The sequence below is a fragment of the Achromobacter sp. T5-5 genome, assembly GCF_055397965.1.
Genome location: NZ_AP027919.1, coordinates 1587575 through 1607586, shown reverse-complemented (window position 1 = coordinate 1607586; position 20012 = coordinate 1587575). Strand labels below are relative to the sequence as shown.

At 67.5% G+C, this 20012-nt stretch carries 15 protein-coding genes, 1 tRNA gene and 1 other RNA gene; 3 read left to right on the top strand and 14 right to left on the bottom strand.

The window, feature by feature from the left end; all coding sequences use genetic code 11:
* Positions 1 to 17 precede the first annotated feature (17 nt).
* The 13 genes from ACZ50Q_RS07240 to ACZ50Q_RS07180 all read right to left on the bottom strand — a co-directional run bounded on the left by ACZ50Q_RS07240 (position 18) and on the right by ACZ50Q_RS07180 (position 16272).
* Entirely contained in the window at positions 18 to 812 is a 795-nt protein-coding gene (locus tag ACZ50Q_RS07240) for an ABC transporter permease (protein ID WP_092578830.1), read from the bottom strand.
* A 3-nt stretch (positions 813 to 815) separates the two neighbouring features.
* Positions 816 to 1625, bottom strand: coding sequence for an ABC transporter ATP-binding protein (locus tag ACZ50Q_RS07235; RefSeq protein WP_092578828.1), 810 nt, complete (start codon positions 1623 to 1625; stop codon positions 816 to 818).
* Positions 1618 to 2658 (bottom strand): ABC transporter substrate-binding protein, encoded by a 1041-nt coding sequence (locus tag ACZ50Q_RS07230; RefSeq protein ID WP_464081007.1) that lies wholly within the window; start codon positions 2656 to 2658, stop codon positions 1618 to 1620. Before ACZ50Q_RS07230 ends, ACZ50Q_RS07235 begins: the two co-directional genes overlap by 8 nt.
* Positions 2655 to 3929, bottom strand: coding sequence for a CaiB/BaiF CoA transferase family protein (locus ACZ50Q_RS07225; RefSeq protein WP_464081006.1), 1275 nt, complete (start codon positions 3927 to 3929; stop codon positions 2655 to 2657). Before ACZ50Q_RS07225 ends, ACZ50Q_RS07230 begins: the two co-directional genes overlap by 4 nt.
* A 67-nt stretch (positions 3930 to 3996) precedes the next feature.
* Complete coding sequence (gene recR / locus ACZ50Q_RS07220; RefSeq protein WP_076515888.1) at positions 3997 to 4605, bottom strand: recombination mediator RecR; 609 nt, start codon at positions 4603 to 4605, stop codon at positions 3997 to 3999.
* Positions 4606 to 4626: 21 nt separating this feature from the next.
* The gene (locus tag ACZ50Q_RS07215) at positions 4627 to 4953 is read right to left on the bottom strand and encodes a YbaB/EbfC family nucleoid-associated protein (protein ID WP_076515890.1); all 327 of its coding nucleotides are present in this window, start codon (positions 4951 to 4953) and stop codon (positions 4627 to 4629) included.
* Between the two features lie 44 nt (positions 4954 to 4997).
* Positions 4998 to 7385, bottom strand: a complete 2388-nt coding sequence (dnaX, locus tag ACZ50Q_RS07210) for a DNA polymerase III subunit gamma/tau (RefSeq protein WP_464081005.1) — start codon at positions 7383 to 7385, stop codon at positions 4998 to 5000.
* A 152-nt stretch (positions 7386 to 7537) separates the two neighbouring features.
* Positions 7538 to 7635: signal recognition particle sRNA small type (gene ffs / locus ACZ50Q_RS07205), an RNA gene on the bottom strand.
* A gap of 318 nt (positions 7636 to 7953) precedes the next feature.
* On the bottom strand, positions 7954 to 11424 hold the full coding sequence (locus tag ACZ50Q_RS07200; RefSeq protein ID WP_464081004.1) for a UvrD-helicase domain-containing protein: 3471 nt from the start codon (positions 11422 to 11424) through the stop codon (positions 7954 to 7956).
* Positions 11425 to 11427: 3 nt separating this feature from the next.
* The gene (locus tag ACZ50Q_RS07195; protein ID WP_464081003.1) at positions 11428 to 14091 is read right to left on the bottom strand and encodes a PD-(D/E)XK nuclease family protein; all 2664 of its coding nucleotides are present in this window, start codon (positions 14089 to 14091) and stop codon (positions 11428 to 11430) included.
* 111 nt (positions 14092 to 14202) lie between these two features.
* Positions 14203 to 14769, bottom strand: a complete 567-nt coding sequence (locus ACZ50Q_RS07190) for a hypothetical protein (protein WP_464081002.1) — start codon at positions 14767 to 14769, stop codon at positions 14203 to 14205.
* A gap of 115 nt (positions 14770 to 14884) precedes the next feature.
* Positions 14885 to 15043: a hypothetical protein gene (locus tag ACZ50Q_RS07185; protein ID WP_175493129.1), complete on the bottom strand. Its 159-nt coding sequence runs from the start codon at positions 15041 to 15043 to the stop codon at positions 14885 to 14887.
* Between the two features lie 23 nt (positions 15044 to 15066).
* Positions 15067 to 16272: an MFS transporter gene (locus ACZ50Q_RS07180; RefSeq protein ID WP_464081001.1), complete on the bottom strand. Its 1206-nt coding sequence runs from the start codon at positions 16270 to 16272 to the stop codon at positions 15067 to 15069.
* A gap of 353 nt (positions 16273 to 16625) precedes the next feature.
* Between ACZ50Q_RS07180 and ACZ50Q_RS07175 the strand changes: the two genes are divergently transcribed.
* Positions 16626 to 16700: transfer RNA gene (locus ACZ50Q_RS07175), tRNA-Arg, on the top strand.
* 310 nt (positions 16701 to 17010) lie between these two features.
* The gene (gene pbpG, locus ACZ50Q_RS07170; RefSeq protein ID WP_464081000.1) at positions 17011 to 18213 is read left to right on the top strand and encodes a D-alanyl-D-alanine endopeptidase; all 1203 of its coding nucleotides are present in this window, start codon (positions 17011 to 17013) and stop codon (positions 18211 to 18213) included.
* An 83-nt stretch (positions 18214 to 18296) separates the two neighbouring features.
* Here pbpG and ACZ50Q_RS07165 read toward each other — a convergent pair whose 3' ends face one another.
* Positions 18297 to 18683, bottom strand: a complete 387-nt coding sequence (locus tag ACZ50Q_RS07165) for a ribbon-helix-helix domain-containing protein (protein ID WP_076515902.1) — start codon at positions 18681 to 18683, stop codon at positions 18297 to 18299.
* Between the two features lie 232 nt (positions 18684 to 18915).
* On the opposite strand from ACZ50Q_RS07165, the gene adhP reads away from it, so the two are divergent.
* Entirely contained in the window at positions 18916 to 19941 is a 1026-nt protein-coding gene (gene adhP, locus ACZ50Q_RS07160; protein WP_464080999.1) for an alcohol dehydrogenase AdhP, read from the top strand.
* Positions 19942 to 20012: the final 71 nt, after the last annotated feature.

The following is a 20012-nucleotide window of genomic DNA, read 5'->3' as shown; positions in this document are numbered from 1 at the left end:
GCGCGGCGCAAAGTCCGCTACAGCTTTTCGGTTTCGCCCGACTTGGGCTGCCACTTCATCAGGCGCTTTTCGCCCACCCCGACGATGGTGTCCAGGACCAGCGCGAAGGCCGTCAGCACGATGATGCCGGCAAACACGGTATTCACGTCGAACGTGCCTTCCGCCTGCAGGATCAGGTAGCCCACGCCGCTTGCCGACCCCAGGTATTCGCCCACGACCGCGCCCACGAAAGCCAGGCCCACGGACGTGTGCAGGCTGGAAAACACCCAGCTCGTGGCCGATGGCAGGTAGACGTGGCGCAGCAACTGGCGCTTGCGCGCGCCCAGCATGCGGGCGTTGTCCAGCAAGGTGGGGCTCACTTCCCGCACGCCCTGGTAGACGTTGAAGAAGACGATGAAGAACACCAGCGTGACCGCCAGCGCCACCTTGGACCAGATACCCAGGCCGAACCACATGCCGAAGATAGGCGCCAGGATGACGCGCGGCATCGAATTAGCCGCCTTGATGTAGGGATCGAGGATCGCGCTGGCGCGCGGCGACAATCCCAGCCACAGCCCGAAGGCCAGTCCCGCGATGGTGCCGATGAAAAACGCCAGCACGGTCTCGGTCAGCGTCACGGCCAGGTGGCCGTAGATATCGGCATTGGTGACGAACCAGGCCCAAATGCGCCCCCAGACCTTCAGCGGTTCGCCGAAGAAGAAGGCAACCTTGGGATCACGCGACGCGAAATGCCAGACGCCCAGGATGATGACGAGGAGCAGCAATTGCCAGACGCGCAGGCTGCCGGAACCGGATTTGATCAGTTTGGGCATGGCTCAGGCTCGCTTCTGTTGGGCATAGCCCTTGAGCACTTCCTCGCGCAGCACGCCCCAGATGGCGGCGTGCAGCTCGACGAAACGCGGGTCGATGCGCACTTCGGCCACGTCGCGCGGACGCGGCAGATCGATTGCAAATTCTCCGATGGGATGGGTGCCCGGACCCGCCGACAGCACGATCACGCGGTCGCTCATCGCGATGGCTTCGTCCAGGTCGTGGGTGATGAAAAGCACGGCCTTGCGCTTGGCCATCCACAGGTCCAGGACCTCGTTCTCCATGAGCTGGCGCGTCTGGATGTCCAGCGCGGAGAACGGCTCGTCCATCAGGATGATGTCGGGATCGCGGATCAGCGTCTGCGCCAGCATGGCGCGCTTGCGCATGCCGCCTGACATCTGGTGCGGATAGCGGCCCTCGAAGCCGCCCAGCCCGACGCGGCGCATCCATTCGCGCCCGCGCTCCAGGGCCTCGGCGCGTGGCACGTTGGCGAACTCCAGGCCGGCGATGACGTTGTCCAGCGCGCTGCGCCAGGGCAGCAGCGCCTCGCCCTGGAACATGTAGCCCGCGCGTTCGTTGATGCCGGCCAGGGGCTGGCCGAAGACCTTCACCTGCCCCGAGGACGGCGCCAGCAAGCCCGCGCTGACGTTGAGCAACGTGGACTTGCCGCAACCGGTCGGGCCCACCACCGACACGAACTCCCCTGGCGCGATGGCCAGGGTCGTGTCGCTGACGGCGGTGTAGCGCTGCGAACGGTCATCACGCGAGACAAAGGTGCAACTTATGTTTTCCAGCGACAGTGCAGCTTCAGCCATTGGCGTACTTCTCGTTGGCGCGGCGCGCAAAATCGTTGGTCCACACCTTCGAGGCGTCGACCTTCGAGGCGTTGAATTCAGCCTGGTACGCAGCCAGCGCCTTGAGTGCGGTCGCGGCGCCGTCTTCGGGGATCATGCCGTCGGGCGACAGGCCTTCCATGCTCTTGGCAAGCGCCGCCTTGTAAACCGCCGGGTCGCCCAGCAGGTAGGCTTCCGGGACGACCTTGGCGATTTCTTCGGGGCCGGCCTTCTGGATCCACTTGTCCGCGCGCACGATGGCGTTGGTCAGCGCCTGCGTGGTGTTGGGGTTGGCGTCGATGAAGGCTTGCGGCGCATACAGGCTGCCCGCCGGCATGTTGCCGCCGAAGATGTCCTGCGTGTCCTTGAGCGTGCGGGTGTCGACGATGATCTGGATCTCGCCGGGCATTTCCAGCATCGAGACCACCGGGTCGGTGTTGGAAATGGCGTCGATCTGGCCGCTGCGCAGCGCGGTGACCGCGCCGGCGCCGGCGCCCACGCCAATGAACGAAACCTCGGAAGCCTTCAGGCCATGCTTGGCGAGGAAGAAGCTGACCACCATGTTGGTGGACGAACCCGGCGCGGTCACGCCGATCTTCTTGCCCTTCAGGTCGGCCGCGCTCTTGTAGCCGGGCAGGTTCTTCTTGGAGACGCCCACGCCGATCATCGGCGCGCGGCCCTGCAGCACGAAGGCGCGATAGGCCTGGCCCTTGGAATGCATGGACAGCGTGTGCTCGAACGCGCCGGACACCACGTCCGCGCTGCCGCCCACAACCGCCTGCAAGGCCTTGGAGCCGCCGGCGAAGTCGGCAATGCTGACGTCCAGCCCTTCGTCCTTGAAGTAGCCGCGCACTTCCGCGATAGTGAGCGGAAGGTAATAGATCAGCGGCTTGCCGCCGACGGCGATCTGGACCTTGGTCTTTTCGAGCTTCTGCGCGCGCACGATGGCGGGGGCCATGCCCATGACGCCGGCAGCGCCGGCCATCTTGAGCAGTTCACGGCGGGTGACTGTCATTGGTTTGTCTCCTGGTTGTCGGGTTTGCCGATAGCGCCGGTCTTCGCCAGCTCGTCGATAGCCGCTGAATCATACCCCAGCGATTTCAGGACTTCCTCGGTATGTTCCCCTAATTTCGGGCCCACCCAGCGCGTCTGGCCGGGCGTTTCGGACAGCTTGGGCACCACGGCGGGCAGCTTGACGGGGCTGCCATCGGCAAGGCGGTGCTGCTCGATCATGCGGCGCGCAAGGAACTGCGGATCGCTGAACATGTCGGCCACGCTGTAGATCTTGCCCACCGGCACGTCGGCGCGCTTGAGCGCGTCCAGCGCCGCATCGATGCCGCGCCCGTCGCACCATTGCTGGATGGCGCCGTCGATCTCGTCGACGCGCCGCGCGCGGCCGTCGTTGCGCACCAGCTCCGGGTCCTCGGCAAGATCGTCGCGGCCGATCGCCCGCATCAGGCGATGGAAGATCGCGTCGCCGTTGCCCGCGATGACGATGTTCTGTCCGTCGCGGGTGGTGTAGGTATTGGAGGGCACGATGCCGGGCAGCGCGCCGCCCGTGCGTTCGCGCACCACGCCGGCCACGTCGTACTCGGGGACCAGGCTTTCCATCATGTTGAACACGGCTTCGTACAGCGCCACGTCCACCATCTGCCCCTGCCCCGCCTGGCAGTCGTCGCCCGCCTTGCCGTTCCAGCGTCCGCCGGTGGCGTCGCGATGGCGCAGCGCCATCATCGCGCCAATCACGCCATGCAGGGCCGCGATGGAATCACCGATGGAAATACCGACGCGCAGCGGCGGGCGGTCCGGGTGGCCGGACACGTAGCGCAGGCCGCCCATCGATTCGCCTATGGCGCCAAAGCCTGGCTGGTCCTTCATGGGGCCCGTCTGCCCATATCCGGACAGGCGCACCATGATGAGGGCGGGGTTGATGGCGCGCAGCTGTTCGTAGCCCAGGCCCCACTTCTCCAGCACGCCGGGCCGGTAGTTTTCGACCACCACGTCGGCGTCCAGCGCCAGCTTGCGGGCGATCTCCTGGGCGCGCGGGTCTTTCAGGTTGAGCGCGATGGATTGCTTGTTGCGGGCCTGCACCGTCCACCACAGGGAATTGCCCTCGTGCAGATGGCGCCAGCTGCGGATGGGGTCGCCGCCGCCCGTGCCGTCGGGGCCGTGCGGGGTTTCCACCTTGATGACGTCGGCGCCGAATTCGCCGAAGATGCGCGCGGCGAACGGGCCGGCGATGAGCGTGCCGAGTTCCAGGACCTTCAGTCCGGTCAGCGCTGACATGGCTTGTCTTCCTCACATTTCTGGCCCTGGCGATACGTAGCCGCAGGGCGTTCTGATACCGCGAGCGTCAGGTGGTCTTGCGCTCCATCAGGGCCCAGGCGATGGTGCCCGCGTCGACGTATTCCAGTTCGCTGCCGGCGGGCACGCCACGCGCCAGGCGCGTGACCCGCAGGCCGCGCTCGCCCAGCGCTTCGCCCAGGAAATGGGCCGTGGTCTCACCTTCCGCGGTGAAGTTCGTGGCGAGGATGACCTCCTGCACCACACCGTCGGTCGCGCGCTTGATCACGCGATCGAAATCCAGTTCGCGCGGACCGATGCCTTCCAGCGGCGCCACCCGGCCCATCAGCACGTAGTACAGGCCGCGGTAGCCGTGGCTGGACTCGATCATGTTCTGGTCGGCTGGCGTTTCCACGATGCACAGCAGCGTGGGATCGCGCTTGGCGTTGGAACAGGTGGCGCAGACCTCGTCTTCCGAGAAGCTGTTGCAGCGCGCGCAGTGCTTGAGGTCCCGCACCGCGCCCGCGAGCGCCCGCCCCAGCATGTCCGCGCCTTGCGGGTCATGCTGCAACAGGTGATAGGCCATGCGTCTGGCCGAGCGCACGCCCACGCCAGGCAGCCGCCGCAGCGCTTCGATCAGCGTGACGAGCGGCTCGGGTTCAGGCAGCAAAGGATCCATCTCAGCCTACGGCAGCGGCAATCAGAAGGGCAGCTTCATGCCCGGGGGCAGCGGCATGCCGGCGGTCACCGAGGCCATCTTTTCCTGGGACGTGGCTTCGGCCTTGCGCAGCGCGTCGTTGAACGCGGCGGCGACCAGGTCTTCCAGCATGTCCTTGTCGTCGGCCAGCAGCGACGGGTCGATCTCGACGCGCTTGACGTCGTGACGGCAGCTCATGGTGACCTTCACCAGGCCGCCGCCCGAGGCGCCTTCCACCTGGATGTCGGCCAGCGCGTCCTGCGCCTTCTTCATGTTTTCCTGCATCTGCTGCGCTTGGCGCATCAGGCCGGCGAGTTGTCCTTTCATCATGATGGGAGCTTCCTTGAACGAGGGGAATGAGGGGGGCCGCCGCCCTAGGCGGCGGCCGGGGAATCTACGTGGCGGATCGAGCCGGGCACGACATGACCGCCGAAATCCGCCAACAGCGCCTGCACGAAGGGATCTTCGGCCACGGCGTTTTCGGCGGCCAACTGGCGCGCCGCGGTCTCGGCCTTGGCCACGGCATGGGCCGTGGCGTCGCCGGTGACGCCGACCTGCACGTCCAGCCGTATGCCTTGCCCGAAATGTTCGCACAGGACGGTTTGCAGGCGCACGCGGCTTTCGCTTTCGGCCAGGGTCTTGACCGCCACGCGCAGCACGATCGCATCGCCCTGCACGCCGGCCCATTCGCTCTGGCGCGCCAGTTCTGCGGCCAGACCGGTCACGGGGAGGCGGGCGGCCAGCTCGGGCCATGACGCCGAATCCATGTCGGACAGGCGGGCGCGCGACGCGCGCTTGCGGCCAGGCGCCGGGCCTGCACGCCGGGGGGCTGGTGCCACCGGCGCCGTCGAGGGCGTGGTGGCCAGCGTTTCGAAATCGTCGTCCGGATCGGAGGTGAAGCCGCCGTCGGGCACGAACCCGCCTTCGGCTTCAAAGGGTATTTCTTCGTCGACCCAGGCCGGCGGACCGTCGGCGTCGTCCATGGCCGGCGACGCCGCGATGGCCGCCGCGGCGGGCGTCACCGCCAGCGCGGCCGAGCCCTGCGCCTTGGCAGCCGCGGCGCCGGTGGGCGCATCGGAAGCGTCAGCGGGCAAGTCTTCCCATGGGGGAACGCCGTGGTTGCTGGCCGGTTGCGGACTGGGCGCGGAGGTGGCCGGCGGTTGCGCCTGCGGGACGCCGGCAGGATCGGCCGGTGAACGGGACGCGAGGCTGGCGGCGGCTGGGTCGGGCGCAACGCCGGCAGCGGCCGGGGCGTTGGCGACCTGGGGTTCGGCTGCCGGAGCGGCGGACGCGGGGGCGACGGGCGCGGTTGTGGGTTCGGCTGCGGGTGCGGCGGTAGCTGTAGCTGCGGGGGTAGCTGTGGCTGCGGCTGCGGGCACCACGGAAGCGGACGTGGCCGCATCGGCTCGGGCGTCATGCGCTGCCCCGCCCTCGCTGGGCGCAGCCGCATCGCCTGCTGCAGCCTGGTTGACCGCCGCATTGCCCGACGCGGCGTGGCTTGGGGCGCCATTGTTCGCGGACGCGTGGGAGGACGGCGCGGCGATTGCCGGGGCGCGCGTTGCCGTATCCACCTCAGCCCCCGTCGCAGCGTTGGCGTGCGAGGCGGCGGCCACGGCCGGTTCGGCTGCTGCCTGACGGGCGGGCGCGGCGGGCGCTTCCAGCGCGGTCTGCGGCCCGGCATCGCCGTTGAGCGACAGCATGCGCAGGCACGCCATGATGAAGCCCGCGTACTCGTCCGGCGCCAGGGTCAATTCGCCGCGGCTATGCACCGCGACGGAGTAGAACAGTTGCACGGCGTCTGGATGCAGCGCCTGCGCGAGACGCGCGATGTCGGCCGCCAGCGGGTCTTCAGCCGCAGTGACGCCAGTCACGCGCTGCTCGATGGCGACGCGCGACAGCAGCACGGCCAGATCCGCCAGCGCGCCGGCATAGGACAACCCGCGGATCGCGAGCTCGTCGGCCACGGCCAGCACGCCCTTGGCGTCGCCCGTTGACAGGGCGTCCAGCAGGCGGACGAGATGGCGCTGGTCGATGGTGCCGAGCATGCCGCGCACGGCGTCCTCGGTCAGGTTGCCCGCGCTGTAGGCGATGGCCTGGTCGGTAAGCGACAAGGCGTCGCGCATCGAACCCGACGCGGCCTGGCCGATCAGGCGCAGGGCCGGCACTTCAAAACCGACCTCTTCCTGGCCCAGCACGGCCTGCAGGTGGCCGACGATGGAGTCGGCCGGCATCTGCTTCAGATTGAATTGCAGGCAGCGCGACAGGACCGTCACCGGGATCTTCTGCGGGTCGGTCGTGGCCAGGATGAATTTGACGTGCGGCGGCGGCTCTTCCAGCGTCTTGAGCATGGCGTTGAACGCATGCCCGGTCAGCATGTGGACTTCGTCGATCATGTAGACCTTGAAGCGCCCCGCGCCCGGCGCGTAAACCGCCTGCTCCAGGAGCTGGGTCATCTCTTCGACGCCGCGGTTGGACGCGGCGTCCAGCTCGAGGTAGTCGACAAAGCGCCCGGCATCGATTTCGGTGCAGGCGCGGCAGACGCCGCAGGGCTTGGAGGTGATGCCGGTTTCGCAGTTGAGCGATTTGGCCAGGATGCGCGAGAGCGTGGTCTTGCCTACGCCCCGGGTGCCGGTGAACAACCAGGCGTGATGCAGGCGTTGCGTGTCGAGCGCATGGGTGAGCGCGCGCACCACGTGATCCTGTCCCACCAGGGTATCGAACGATCGCGGCCGCCACTTGCGGGCCAATACCAGATAAGTCATGGCTGGATTGTAGAGCCTGATTGTTGAACCCGTTGATCGAGCGGGCTGGAATGCAAAGGGGACGGGCTTATTCCCGTGGATTGAATCCTTGGAAAATAACCCCGTCCCCTTTGAAAGCGATGTAGCAAACGCTACCTGCCTTGAAGAATCCGGTTGGCGAGCCTTACTCCGGCACTGACCCTAAACGACTATGGCTGCTTCGTTCCCGACCTGACCAGGTTCACCGTCGAACCATGCGAAGGGGCCCGCCAGTCGAGATTCTAGCAGAGCTGCGCTTCGCGCGCTCGCTCGAATCTCGACTGGCGGGCCCCGAGGGGCAGTATGTGGGCCCCCTCCCCAGCCCTCCCCCCGAGGGGGAGGGGGTGGGGGCTTCGCTTCGCTGGCCCCTTCGGCTCGCTTCGCTTTGCCTGGCTTTGGGGGTGGGCGGCTTGGCTCGGGGAGGGCTTCGCTTCGCTGGCCCGTTTGGCTCGCTTCGCATTGCCTTGCTTTCGGGATGGCGGCTTAGTCTTGGGGGCTTATTTTGCGTGGCTTGTTTCGCTTGGCTTAATTCGCTTGGGTTGCTTCGTTCCTAGGGCAGATCTATCCATGCTTTTGCGCGGGGGAAGTACAGGGCGGCGCGGGCGCGGCGGCCGTCCAGGGCGGAGACTTGGGTGCAGTAGCGTTGCAGCTGTTCGCCGTGGCGTTGGCGCATGCGGGTGGCGAAGGCGTTGGGGGATTCGCCGGGATGGGGGCGGCCGGTTTTGTAGTCGACGATCAGCCAGCCGTCTTCGGTGCTGAGGGCGAGGTCGATGACCGAGACCTTGCCTGCGGCGTCGATGAGGGGCCATTCACGGCGGGCGCCGGATTGGGACAGGAGCCACAGGCCGCGCTCGTCGGCGAGCGTGGCTTGCAGGGTGTCGAGGACGGCTTCGGCGGCTGCGTCTGCCTGGCTGGCGGGGATGCCTGCGCGGGTGAGCTGGCGGCGCATGGCGGGCAGGCGCGGGGCCAGGGCCTCGGCGGGCCATGCCTGGATGCCGTCCTGGCCGATGCGGGCGAGCCAGGCGTGGGCCAGTGTGCCGATGGCGGCGTCGTAGCCCGCTTCGAGTTGCCAGGCGGGATGTTCAGCGGCTTCGCCCCAGGCGCCGCGGGCGGCGGTGGCGAAGCCCGCGCTCATGGTGACCTGGGATTGGCGTTGCAGGTGCGCCAGGCCGGCGCCGTCGATGCGCCGCAGGGGCTCGCCCTGCCATTCGGGGGCATCGTCCTGCGCCTGCGTGGTGTCTTCGTTCAAAGACGGCGGCACGGGCGGCGTCAGGCAGGGCCAGAGGCGGCCGAGCAGGCTGGCTGCGGGCGGTGTCTTGGCCTGGCCGGTGGCGTCGTCGATCGACACGTGGCCCACCAGATGCAGCCGTTTGCGCGCGCGCGTGGCGGCCACGTAGAGCAGGCGGTCGATTTCGTAGGAAGCGCGGCGGGCTTCGCGGGCGCCCAGGTAGCGCGAGACCGGGTCGGCTTCGGTTTCGGCGCGCGGCTTGACGGGACCGAACAGGACGCGGCCGCCGCTTTGTTCGAAGCGCACCAGCGGCGCCTGGTCGCCGCGGGGAGCGCGGTGCAGGCCGTAGAGGATCACGGTTTCGAACTGCAGGCCCTTGGACTTGTGCATGGTCATGATTTCGACCGCGCCTTCATCCTCGTCGGCGGCGTCCGGCGCGGCGAAGAGGCGCGCGATCCCGGCGTCCAGCGCGGATACGTCGATGTTGCCGTGCGGCGCCAGGCGCTCGACGAGCTGGAACAGGCTTTCCGCGTCATTGGCGACCGATAGCCCCGCATACAGGCCGGGTCCGCCCAGGCGGCGCCACAGCGACTCGACCCACGCGGCGAACGGGATCGCGCCTGATGCGTTGCGCTTGTCGAGCAGGACTGCCGCCACCTGGCGCAGGCGGGCGAATTCGTCGGCGCTGAGCAAAGCCTGGGCCGACGGCGCGTCGGGCTCTGCGGCGGGCGCGTCGAACAGCGACCCCTGCGGCGCCGCGGCCGACGCACCTGTCTCCAGGACAGGCTGCGGCGTCATGCGCAGCGCGCGTTCCAGCAGGACCGGCACCGGCGTGACGTGGTCGTCGCCGAACAGGCGTTGCAGCGATGTCAGCGTCAAGCCGCAATACGGCGCGCGCAGCACGGACAGCCACGCCAGCCGGTCGGCCGGATGCGACAGGGCGCGCACGAGCTGCACCAAGTCGGCCACCACCGGGCGCAGGGCCAGCGGCACCAGATCCACCGCGCGGCATCGGATGCCTTCCTGTGCCAGCCGGCGGGTCAGATTGCCCAGGTGGCTGCGCGCGCGCACCAGGATCGCCACCGGATGCTTGGCGCCCTTGTGCTCAATCAGGGCCTGGCGCACCAGGCCCACCGCGATATCCTCGGCCTGCGCTTCGGCGGGCGCCGCGCCCTCTCGCGACCAGGCCGGATGAAAGCGCACGGCGGGATCGGGCAAGGCCGGATGGAAGGCGGTGGACGGGCTGTAGGCGATGGCGCCTGCCGCGGCGTCGCTGCGTTGGGGCAGCAGCGACACGAACGACTTGTTCACCCAATCCACGATGCCGGCCTGAGAGCGGAAGTTGTCCGTCAGGTTCAGGAAGTCGGGCTTGACCTCGCCGACGCCCAGGTCCGCCACTTCCAGGAAGAGGCCCACCTCCGCCTTGCGGAAGCGGTAGATCGATTGCATGGGATCGCCCACCAGGAACAGGCTGCGGCCGTCGCCGGACTGCCAGCCCGAGGTCAGCGTGCGCAGCAGGTCGAGCTGCGTCTGGCTGGTGTCCTGGAACTCGTCGATGAGCAGATGCCGGATCGAGGCGTCCAGCTTGAGCAGCAGTTCGCCAGGATCGTCGGCGCTGCCTAACGCGGCGGCGGCGCGCTGGGCGATTTCGATGAAGTCGACTTCTCCCTGGTCGGCGAACCGCAACCGCAATTGCGCCACGGCGAGCGCCAGCGTCATGAGCTGGGCGCCCAGCACTTCCCATTGCGCATCCGTGAAATACGGCGCCGGGATATCGCGCACGGCATGCAGGCGTCTCACCCACGCGGCCTGCGCGTCCGCGCCTTCCAGCCATGCCACGAACGGTTCCTTGTGCGCGCACTTGGGCGGAAATCCCAGGTTCTTGGTGACGGTCTTGCGCAAGGACCCCGTGCTGGTCAGCAGCAGATGCGCGACCGCGCGCCACGCGTCCAGCAGCTCGGCGTCGGGCTGCAGGTCTTCGGTCCAGTCCAGCAACGCCGCAAGCTTGTTGTCCCCATCGCCGTCCTGCAGGTGGGCGGCGGCCAGGCGCGCCGGGCCGCAAAGCGCCTCGGACCAGCCGTAGGGCATGGCCGCGCACAGCGCGTCGAGGTCTTCGCCGATGGCTTCGGCCAGCGTGGCCTCCAGGGCCTCGCGATCGGAGCCGTGCCGCAGCAGCGGCAGCCACTGGTCGCGCTGCCCCAGCATGTCGGCGATCGCGTCTTTTGCCGCCTGCACGTCGACATCCAGGTGCCTGAGCAGAATGCGCACGGCCTCGTATTCATCGGCCAGATCCAGCGTGGCGCGGGCGGCGGCCTCGTAGTGGGTACGCGCGTCGTCGGTGATGTCGGGCATGCCGCCCAGCTCGGACAGCCACGGCATGCTGCGCACCAACCCCGCGCAGAACGAGTCGATGGTGCGGATGGCCAGGCGCGCGGGATGCTCGAGCAGATGCCAGCCCAATTCGGCGTTGCGCGCCAGCGCCGCGCGGGCCAGGTCCCAGCTCCGGCGTTCGTGCGCGGCCTCGGGCGGTGCGTCCAGCCCGCGCCGCAACTTGCTGAGCACGCGCGCGTGCATCTCGGACGCCGCCTTGCGCGTGAACGTGATGGCGACGATTTCCTCTGGACGGTTGACGGTAGCGAGCAGCGCCAGGATGCGATCGGTCAGCAGTTCGGTCTTGCCCGACCCCGCGGGGGCCTGGACCAGGAAGGAGCGCGTCGGGTCCAGCGCCGCCGCACGCGCGGCATGATCCTGGGGCTCTCGGTCGGCCTGCTGCGGGCGAACTATTTCGGCCATGGCTTATGCATCCTCGTCGTCAAGATGCAAACGCAGGAACGGCAATGCATCGCAGTATTTCAGATCGTCACGCCGGTAGGCCATGTTGGCCGCATACCCCGCGACATATTCATCGGCCAGCCCCTCGATCGCCGCGCGCCAGCGCTGGCGGATCTCGGGCCATGTCAGGCCGTCGAAGTATTTGCTTTCACTGGCCAGCGTGACGCCCGGAATGCCCAGGTCTTCGTCGGCCAGGCCCTGCGCAGCGACCTGGCGTGCGTGGATCTGCGCCAGCACCAGGCCCGCCGCTTCGCCGCCCGCGGCATCGGCCAGCACGGACGCGTAGAACGGCAACTGCACATTCACGGGACGGTTGCGCGACCAGTCCGGTTCCGGCTTGGCCGCGGCCACGCCGGTCTTGTAGTCGACGATGACGTTGCGGCCATCGGGCAGGGTGTCGATGCGGTCCAGCCGCAGCTTCAGGTTGAGCGCGCCGCGCTGCCACTGGTGATTCTTCTCGACCTGCGCCACGGCGAACGGCAGGCGCTGCGCCTCAAGGTCCAGCCAGGACGCCAGCACGCCCTGCGCGCGCTGGCATTCCAGGGCCCGCAGCGCAGGCGCGTACTCCTTGAGTTCTTCGTCGGCGGCCTGCGCCACGGCCTGTTCCAGCAGCGCGGGCAACCGGCCGCAGGCAAGCTGTTCATGCAGCGATTCCTGGTCGGGCATCATGCCCCACACGATTTCCAGCGCCTTGTGCAGGAATTGGCCCCGCACGTTCACGGTGGCCGCATCGGCATAGGGGGCGAGTTCGCGGCCGCCCAGGCGGTGGCGCACAAAGGCCCACAGCGGATTGCGCGCCTGCGTGTCCAGCACGTCCAGACCGCCGCCGCCGCGGCTTCCGGCAGCCAGGGGCGGACCTTGCGCATCGTCCAGCGATTCCTGGGGCAAGGCCGGCTGTGCCGGGGCCTGGGCGGGCGCCCAGTCGGTCAGGTCCAGGGCCGCGATCAGGGGCGACGGGCGCAACTCCCGCTCGCCGTCCATGTGGGCATGGCTGACGATGATCTGCGGCGCGCAGCGGCACAGCGCCGCGTACATGCCTTCGGCCCATTCGCGCTCGCGCTCGGGCGTGGCGCGCGGCGCCCTGGCCTGGCGCAGCACCGCCAGCGGCAATAGCGGATTGGGCTTGGGCGAGGCAGGCAGCACGTCATCGGTCAGCCCGAGCAACCAGAGGCCGTCCCAGGCCCCTCCTTCCGCTTCCAGCAAGCCCAGCACGTCCAGCCGCGCCAGCGGATCGCGCTGCGGCTGGAACGACGAGGAACGCGCCACGCTTTCCAGGAGGTTCACGGCCGCCACGCCGCCCAGGCGGCCAGCGGCCGGCGCCAGCGCCGAAAAACTCCCCAGCGCATCGCCCAGGGCCCCCATGACCTGATAGCCCACGCTATCGAGCGCCGCTTCGCCGGGAAAGCCCAGGGCGGTCAACGCGGCTTTCATGCGCAGCATCCAGACGTCGCACGTGGCCTGGCGGCCGCCCCGCGTCCAGATTTCCATGGCCTGGTCCCACGCCTGCGCCAGTGCGGGAAGATCTGCCAGCAGCCTGCGCCATTCCTGCTGCCCGACATGCAATTGGCCCTGGCGACGCCAACGCGCGTCAAGCGACGCGAGGCGCGCGCGATCGCGCACGTCGCCGGCGCAGTGGCCCGCGAGCAGCGCGGCGCCCAGCACGTCGACGCCGCAACCCTTGCCGGGCGCGCATTCGGCCAACGCGCGCAGCCAGGCCAGCGCGGCGCGCGCCATGGGCCATTCGTCGAGCGGTCGGCCAACCGCGACGTTGAAGGCAAAGGCAGGCGCGCCATCGCGGCCAGCCAACGCCTGCCCCAGCACCCGCCGCGCAAACGGCGATTCCGCTTCCAGTTGCGGCGAGACGATGGCATAGCGGCCGGTGGGATTGGACTTCAATTGCCGGGCCGCCCAGTCGGCGGCGGCGCGCCATTCGGCCCCCTGGTCGGCGGCCTCGAATCGCCGGGGCAATGCCTGCACGCGCAGGGCGTCACGCCATTGCGCGACATCCGTGCCCTGCGCCTGAAACGCCTGCAGCAGACGTTCGAAACGCGGCGAGATGTCCGTGAATCCGGCAAGCACCAATTGCGCGGGGGTGGCCAAGCGGCCTTCCTCGAGCGCGCGCAACACGCGCGCGTAGCCCTGGTTCGCGTCCTCGGCGTCGATACCCGCGAGCGTGCGGCGATAGCGTTCGCGCCACCGCGCGAATCCGCGGTATTCGTCGGTGTCGGCGCCGGACGGCACCTGCAAGGCCCATTCGTCCATCAACAGATCGGCGTCCATGGACAGCCGCGCGGCCTGGCTGGCGTCCAGCAGCACGCGCTCGGCTTCTTCGAGGCGGATCGCTTCCGTCCAGACGAGCTGCGTGGCGAAACTGTCCAGCCGGTAAGCCGGCACGCCTTCGTCGGCCTCGAATGCGAGTTCGTTGGCGGACTCGGCCAGCCAGGCGGACAGCGGCAGGATGCGCGGCAGTTCGCTGACCTGGCGCTCCTGCCGCAGCAGCCCGGCCAGTTCAAGCGTGAGCCGGCGCGACAGGCGGTTGTTCACCGTCAGCACGAGCGTGCCGGCGGCGGGCAGGCTGGCGATCTCGGGCAGAGAAAGATCGGAATAGGAAGGCGATGCGTCCTGCATGGGCACCCACGGGGGCAGCGGTCGGCTGCGCGGAATTAGGGATAAAAAAGGCGGAGAAAATCTCCGCCGTAGGATACCGCGAGCCGGACCGCGAATGCGGTGCGTGCGCGCCTATTTGCCACTCAGGGCAAAAGGCGCAATGACATACTTCTGGCCGTGCCGCTCGCAGTCGTCAACCAACTGATGCCAGGCCCGAACACGGGTCACCCGCGCTCCGCCCAGGCCGGGATCCTCGCCGTCGGCGGGGATATCGGCCAAACGCACGCCATCGGTGGTATCCATCAGGCTGGCCTCTCGAATTTCCCGGTCCAGGCTGCCGTCCCACTGAACCAGGCTGCCCTCTTCCAGCCAATACAGCCACACCTGCGTATTGCCGTCCCGCCACTTATATCCGACGAGACAAAAATGGTTGGCGCCATCCTGCTTCTTGAAGTACGCCACCCGGTTCTTGATCGCCCTCTCGGGCTGGTGGTAATACGGGTTTGCCGACACCAGAAAGCGCTCGTCCGGAGGCGTGCGGAACGGCTCGTCAGGGAAGCCGTTCGCACGAGCAAACATAGGAAACGCAAGAAAGAGAACCGCGAGCCATGCCTTCATGCGAATCGCCTTCTTGATTTTCAAAACGTCGACTCGAGAGAAGGCTTCCGCCCGACCCAGGATCATGACCGCATCCGTCATTGTGGTTGCCACCAGGCTGGCAACCTCGCTGGGCTTATTCGAAACATAAGCCTCCGCTTCCCCCTGTTTACTTGCGAGACTTGCACCGCGATATAGGGCGCGTCTGAAATCCCGGTTAAAAGCCGCAGAGCGCGGCCAGGTTTTCCCAGTGAATCTGCATCTCAGGTGTGGTGTAGCCCCAGAACGCCAGACCCAGCACCGCGGCCAGCGCCAGCACGCCCACGGCGCGCCAGCCCTTGCGGCGAGGAGCTTCAGGATGCGGGCGGTGGGTCATGGCGTGGCTCCGGTAGGCCGTGATCAAGCCGTGGCCGGCTGCGCCGGCGTCACCGGTTGTTCGCGCACGGGCAGGCACAACAGTGCGGCGATGACGGCGAGCGCCACGCCCAGCCACCAGACCAGATCGTAGCTGCCGGTCTTGGCGTAGGCATAGCCGCCCAGCCATACGCCGATGAAACTGCCGAGCTGGTGGCCCAGGAACACGATGCCGGACAGCGTGGCCGCATAGCGCAGGCCGTAGATCTGTCCGATCAACCCCTGGGTCAACGGCACCGTGCCCAGCCAGAACAATCCCATCCACGCCGCAAAGGCGTACAGCACCCAGGGCGACAGCGGCATCCAGAGCAGCAGCAGGATGCCGAACGCGCGCATGAAGTACACCACCGCCAACAGGCGCTTCTTGCTGTATTGGCCGCCCAGCTTGCCCGCGTAGAACGAACCCAGCACGTTGAAGAGGCCGATGAGCGCGATGGCCGTGGCGCCCTGCCCTGCCGTCAGCCCGCCATCGGTCACATAGGCCGGCAGGTGCAAGGTGATGAACGCGGTATGAAAGCCGCAGACGAAATAACTCCAGAACAGGAAGTGGAACGAAGGATGGCGCACGGCCTGCTTGATCGCGGTCGAGAGCGACTGCTGCGGGCCCGCATGGACCTGCGGCCGGCCGCGCAGGTAATACGCCAGCGGCGCGGCGCAGGCCACGAACATCGACAGCACCCACAGCGCGCCCGTCCAGTCCAGGCCGCTGATCAGCAACTGGCCCGTGGGCACGACGGCAAACTGGCCCAGCGAGCCGCCCGCGCTGGCGATGCCCATCGCCGTGCTGCGGTAGGCCGGCGGCACGGAACGCGCGACGACGGGCAGGATCACGGGAAACGTGGTGCCCGCCTGTCCCAACCCGACCAGCACGCCCGCGGTCAGGTACAGCGTGGCTTCGTCGGTAGCGAAGCGCGTGCCGATCAGTCCCAGCATGTATAGCAGCGCGCCCAGCGCAATGGTGCGGCCCGAACCGTAGCGATCGGCCAGCATGCCCATGAAAATGCAGGCCAGCCCCCACACCAGGTTCTGCAGGGCAAACGCCATGGAAAACACTTCGCGGCTCCAGCCATGCGCCAGGCCCATGGGCTGCATGAACAGGCCGAAAGTGGCGCGCACGCCCATGGCAAGCAGCACGACCAGGGTGCCCAAGACAATGGTGCGTGCGGAAATCGTATCGGTTTGGCTAGACATGAAACCCGTGTCTGGTTGTTTTTGGGGGTTGCGTCCCCTCCTCGGGACGGCCCGGCGCGACGGCGGACGCAACCATCATATACAAAGTCGTCGCGCGGACCGGCGAATAACCCGGTTGGCGCAACGCCCTTCGCGCCTCCCGCCCCAAATCGGACCAAACGCTGCACCGTCGGATTTGGGGCTTGCACCGGCTGCTGATAGACTTGCGTCCTGCTTCGAAGCCCGCGACCGCAGTGCTACACTTTTCGCTCCCGCGATTCGCAGCAATATCAAGGCCTTATGCGCGGACGCGCCCTGTCGGGGCGCCCCGCTGCCCGCCAAGTGCGGCGGGCTTGCCTTGCACATCACTCCAGCTCGCCGTAGTTAAATGGATATAACCGGCCCCTCCTAAGGGTCAATTGGTGGTTCGATTCCACCCGGCGAGGCCAGTCCGGCCTCGGCCTGCGCGCCGTCCTCCCCCCGCAAGTTCCGCTCGTTCAGCCAGATGAGGGTTAATCCGGGCTACGCTCTTGCGCGCCGCACAGTTAGCGTTGCGACTTCCGACATGTGACTAATTGCTGCCACGGTTCGGCCCCAAGGACATTTTTTTGGGTAAACGTCGTAAATCGCCTTGCGTGACTCTTGAAATTACTGTTTAAATTCGACGCGTAAGCCCATAATTCATCTGGACTTTTCCTGATCCGACGAATCCGCCGGCTTAAGAAATATTTGTTCACAGACCGACAAGCCTGCTCAACCATGGCCTTTTCCTGGACACGTGCAATAGCAAGAGCCCTGGCGCCTGCCGCGCTGGCGGTGTGCGCGCTCCTGCCCCCCGCGGCGCAAGCCGCAAAGAATTCCGACCCTTGCAAGACCAACGCCAAGTCGTCGGCCTGCAAGGCGCAACAAGCAAAGAAAGCCCCGGCGCCCAAGGCGGGCCCGGGCAAGAGCGCTGCGGCCAAGCAGGCCGCGCCCTCCGCCAAGAAGGCGCCGCCCAAATCCTCGTCGGCCAAGAAATCCCCGCCCAAGCGCGGCAGCCAGGTTGCCGCCAAAGGCTCGCCCTCCAAGAAGGCAGGCGCGTCGGGCAAGAATGGCAAGGGCGGCAAGGCCGACAAGGCCGCGCGCGGCCGTCGGGTCGCCGCAGCGGCCGCCGCCAGCGCGGCCATGCCGCCGCCCGCCGCCTCGGCGCGCGCCGAGGCCGCCGCGCTGCGGTCGAGCACCGCTTACGTGCAGGACCTCGAAACGTCCACGGTCATCTTCGCCAAGAACGAAAACGTCGTGCGCCCCATCGCTTCCATCTCGAAGCTGATGACCGCCGTGGTCGTCGTGGACGCCAACCTGCCGATGGACGAGATGCTCGAGATCACCGACGAAGACGTCGACGAACTCAAGCACACGACGTCGCGGTTGCGCGTGGGCACCAAGCTGTCGCGCGGCGACATGCTGCATCTGGCGCTGATGTCTTCCGAGAACCGCGCCGCCAATGCGCTGGGACGCAACTATCCGGGTGGCCTGCCCGCTTTCGTGGCTGCCATGAACGCCAAGGCGCAGTCGCTGGGCATGACCAGCACGCGCTTCATCGAGCCCACCGGTCTGTCCAGCAACAACGTGTCATCGCCGCATGACCTGGCGCGCCTGCTGCGCGCCGCGTCGCAGCGTCCGCTGATCCACCGCTACTCCACGGACACGGAGTACGAGGTCGAGATCAACAATCGCACGCAGACGTTCCGCAACACCAATCTGCTGGTGCGCAAGCCCGACTGGGACATCAAGGTGTCCAAGACCGGCTACATCAATGAAGCGGGCGAGTGCCTGGTGATGCTGGCGCGCATCAATGGCCGCGATCTGGCCATCGTGCTGCTGGATTCGCAGGGCAAACTGTCGCGCATCGGCGATGCCGTGCGCATCCGGCGCATCGTGCAAAGCGAAGTGGCCATGGCGTCAACGGGCGCGGGCGGCTGAGGCCGGAATGAATTGTCCGCAGTACCAGATGAAGGGCCCGATCGCATCGGGCCTTTTTTCTTGCTTGGACGCAGCCGGGCCGATCAGGCCGCGCGGCGCTTTGCCGGTACCGGTTGCGCGTCGCACAGCGACGGAGGCAACCCGTCAAGGACGGCTTGCGGGTTGAGCGAGCGGATGGGCACGCTGGCGTCCAGCGGGATCCGGCCCTCGGCCTGCAACAACTGATAGCGCAGGCAGCACACGCGCAGGAAGGACGTGAAGTTGGCGGCCTCGCCGCGGTACGCCACCAGCTCGTCGTACAGCCGTTCGATCAGTTGCGTGACGCGCATGCCGTCGCGGCCGGCGAGTTCTTCCAGCACCTGCCAGAACAGGTTTTCGAGCCTCAGGCTGGTCGCCACGCCATGCAGGCGCAGGGATCGGGTTTCGCAGGCGTAGGAATGTTCGCTGGCGCGGATGAATATTTCACACATGGAAAGCTCCTGGGCATGGGCGACACGCCCGCCCGGCCGGCGCGCCTGAGACCGACTGTACGACGACAGCCGCGCTGCGGGCAATACGGCCCCGACGCGCGCGCCGGTGCGCGGCGTCCCTGAAAGCAGTCGGATTCCCATAGACCCTATCCAACGCCGGTTGATATAAATCATGGTCTGGAACGCCGTCGCGTTCGAGCATAGTGAAACTGATCAGACTTCGGAGGTAGTAATGGAAAAGACCATGAAGGCCGCAGTGGCTCGCGCGTTCGGCAAACCCCTGGCAATCGAAGAAGTCGCGGTACCGCGCCCGGGCCCGGGCGAGCTCCTGGTAAAGATCGAAGCCTGCGGCGTCTGCCACACGGACCTGCACGCGGTCGAGGGCGACTGGCCCGTCAAACCCAATCCCCCCTTCATTCCCGGTCACGAGGGCGTCGGTCACGTGGTGGCCGTGGGCGCCGGCGTCACGCACGTCAAGGAAGGCGACCGTGTCGGCATCCCCTGGCTGTACTCGGCCTGCGGACACTGCGAGCACTGCCTGGGCGGTTGGGAAACGCTGTGCGAGCAGCAGCAGAACACGGGTTACTCGGTCAACGGCGGTTTCGCCGAATACGCGCTGGCGGCTGCCGACTACGTGGGCCTGTTGCCCAAGAATGTCGGCTTCATCGACGTGGCTCCCGTGCTGTGCGCGGGCGTCACGGTCTACAAGGGCCTGAAGATGACGGACGCCCGGCCCGGCAACTGGGTCGTCATTTCCGGCATCGGCGGGCTGGGCCATATGGCGGTGCAATACGCCAAGGCCATGGGCCTGAACGTGGCCGCCGTGGATATCGACGACGCCAAGCTCGACTTTGCGCGCCGGCTGGGCGCGGAAGTCACCGTCAACGCCTTGAACACCGATCCGGCCGCCTACCTGAAGCGGGAAATCGGCGGTGCGCATGGCGCGCTGATCACCGCGGTATCGCCCAAGGCCTTCGAGCAGGCGCTTGGCATGGTGCGCCGGGGCGGCACGATTTCGCTGAACGGGCTGCCGCCCGGCGACTTCCCGCTGTCGATCTTCGACATGGTGCTCAATGGCGTGACCGTACGCGGCTCCATCGTGGGTTCGCGGCTGGATCTTCAGGAGTCCCTGCAGTTCGCCGAAGAAGGCAAGGTCCACGCCACCGTCGCCACGGAAACCCTGGAAAACATCAACAGCGTGTTTGACCGCATGAAGAAGGGCCAGATCGAAGGCCGCATCGTGCTGGACTTCGCCTGACCCGGCCGCGCAGGGCAAGGCGCCCTGAATAAGACGGACGCCCGGCGCGGCGCTTGCCGCCCCGGGTATTT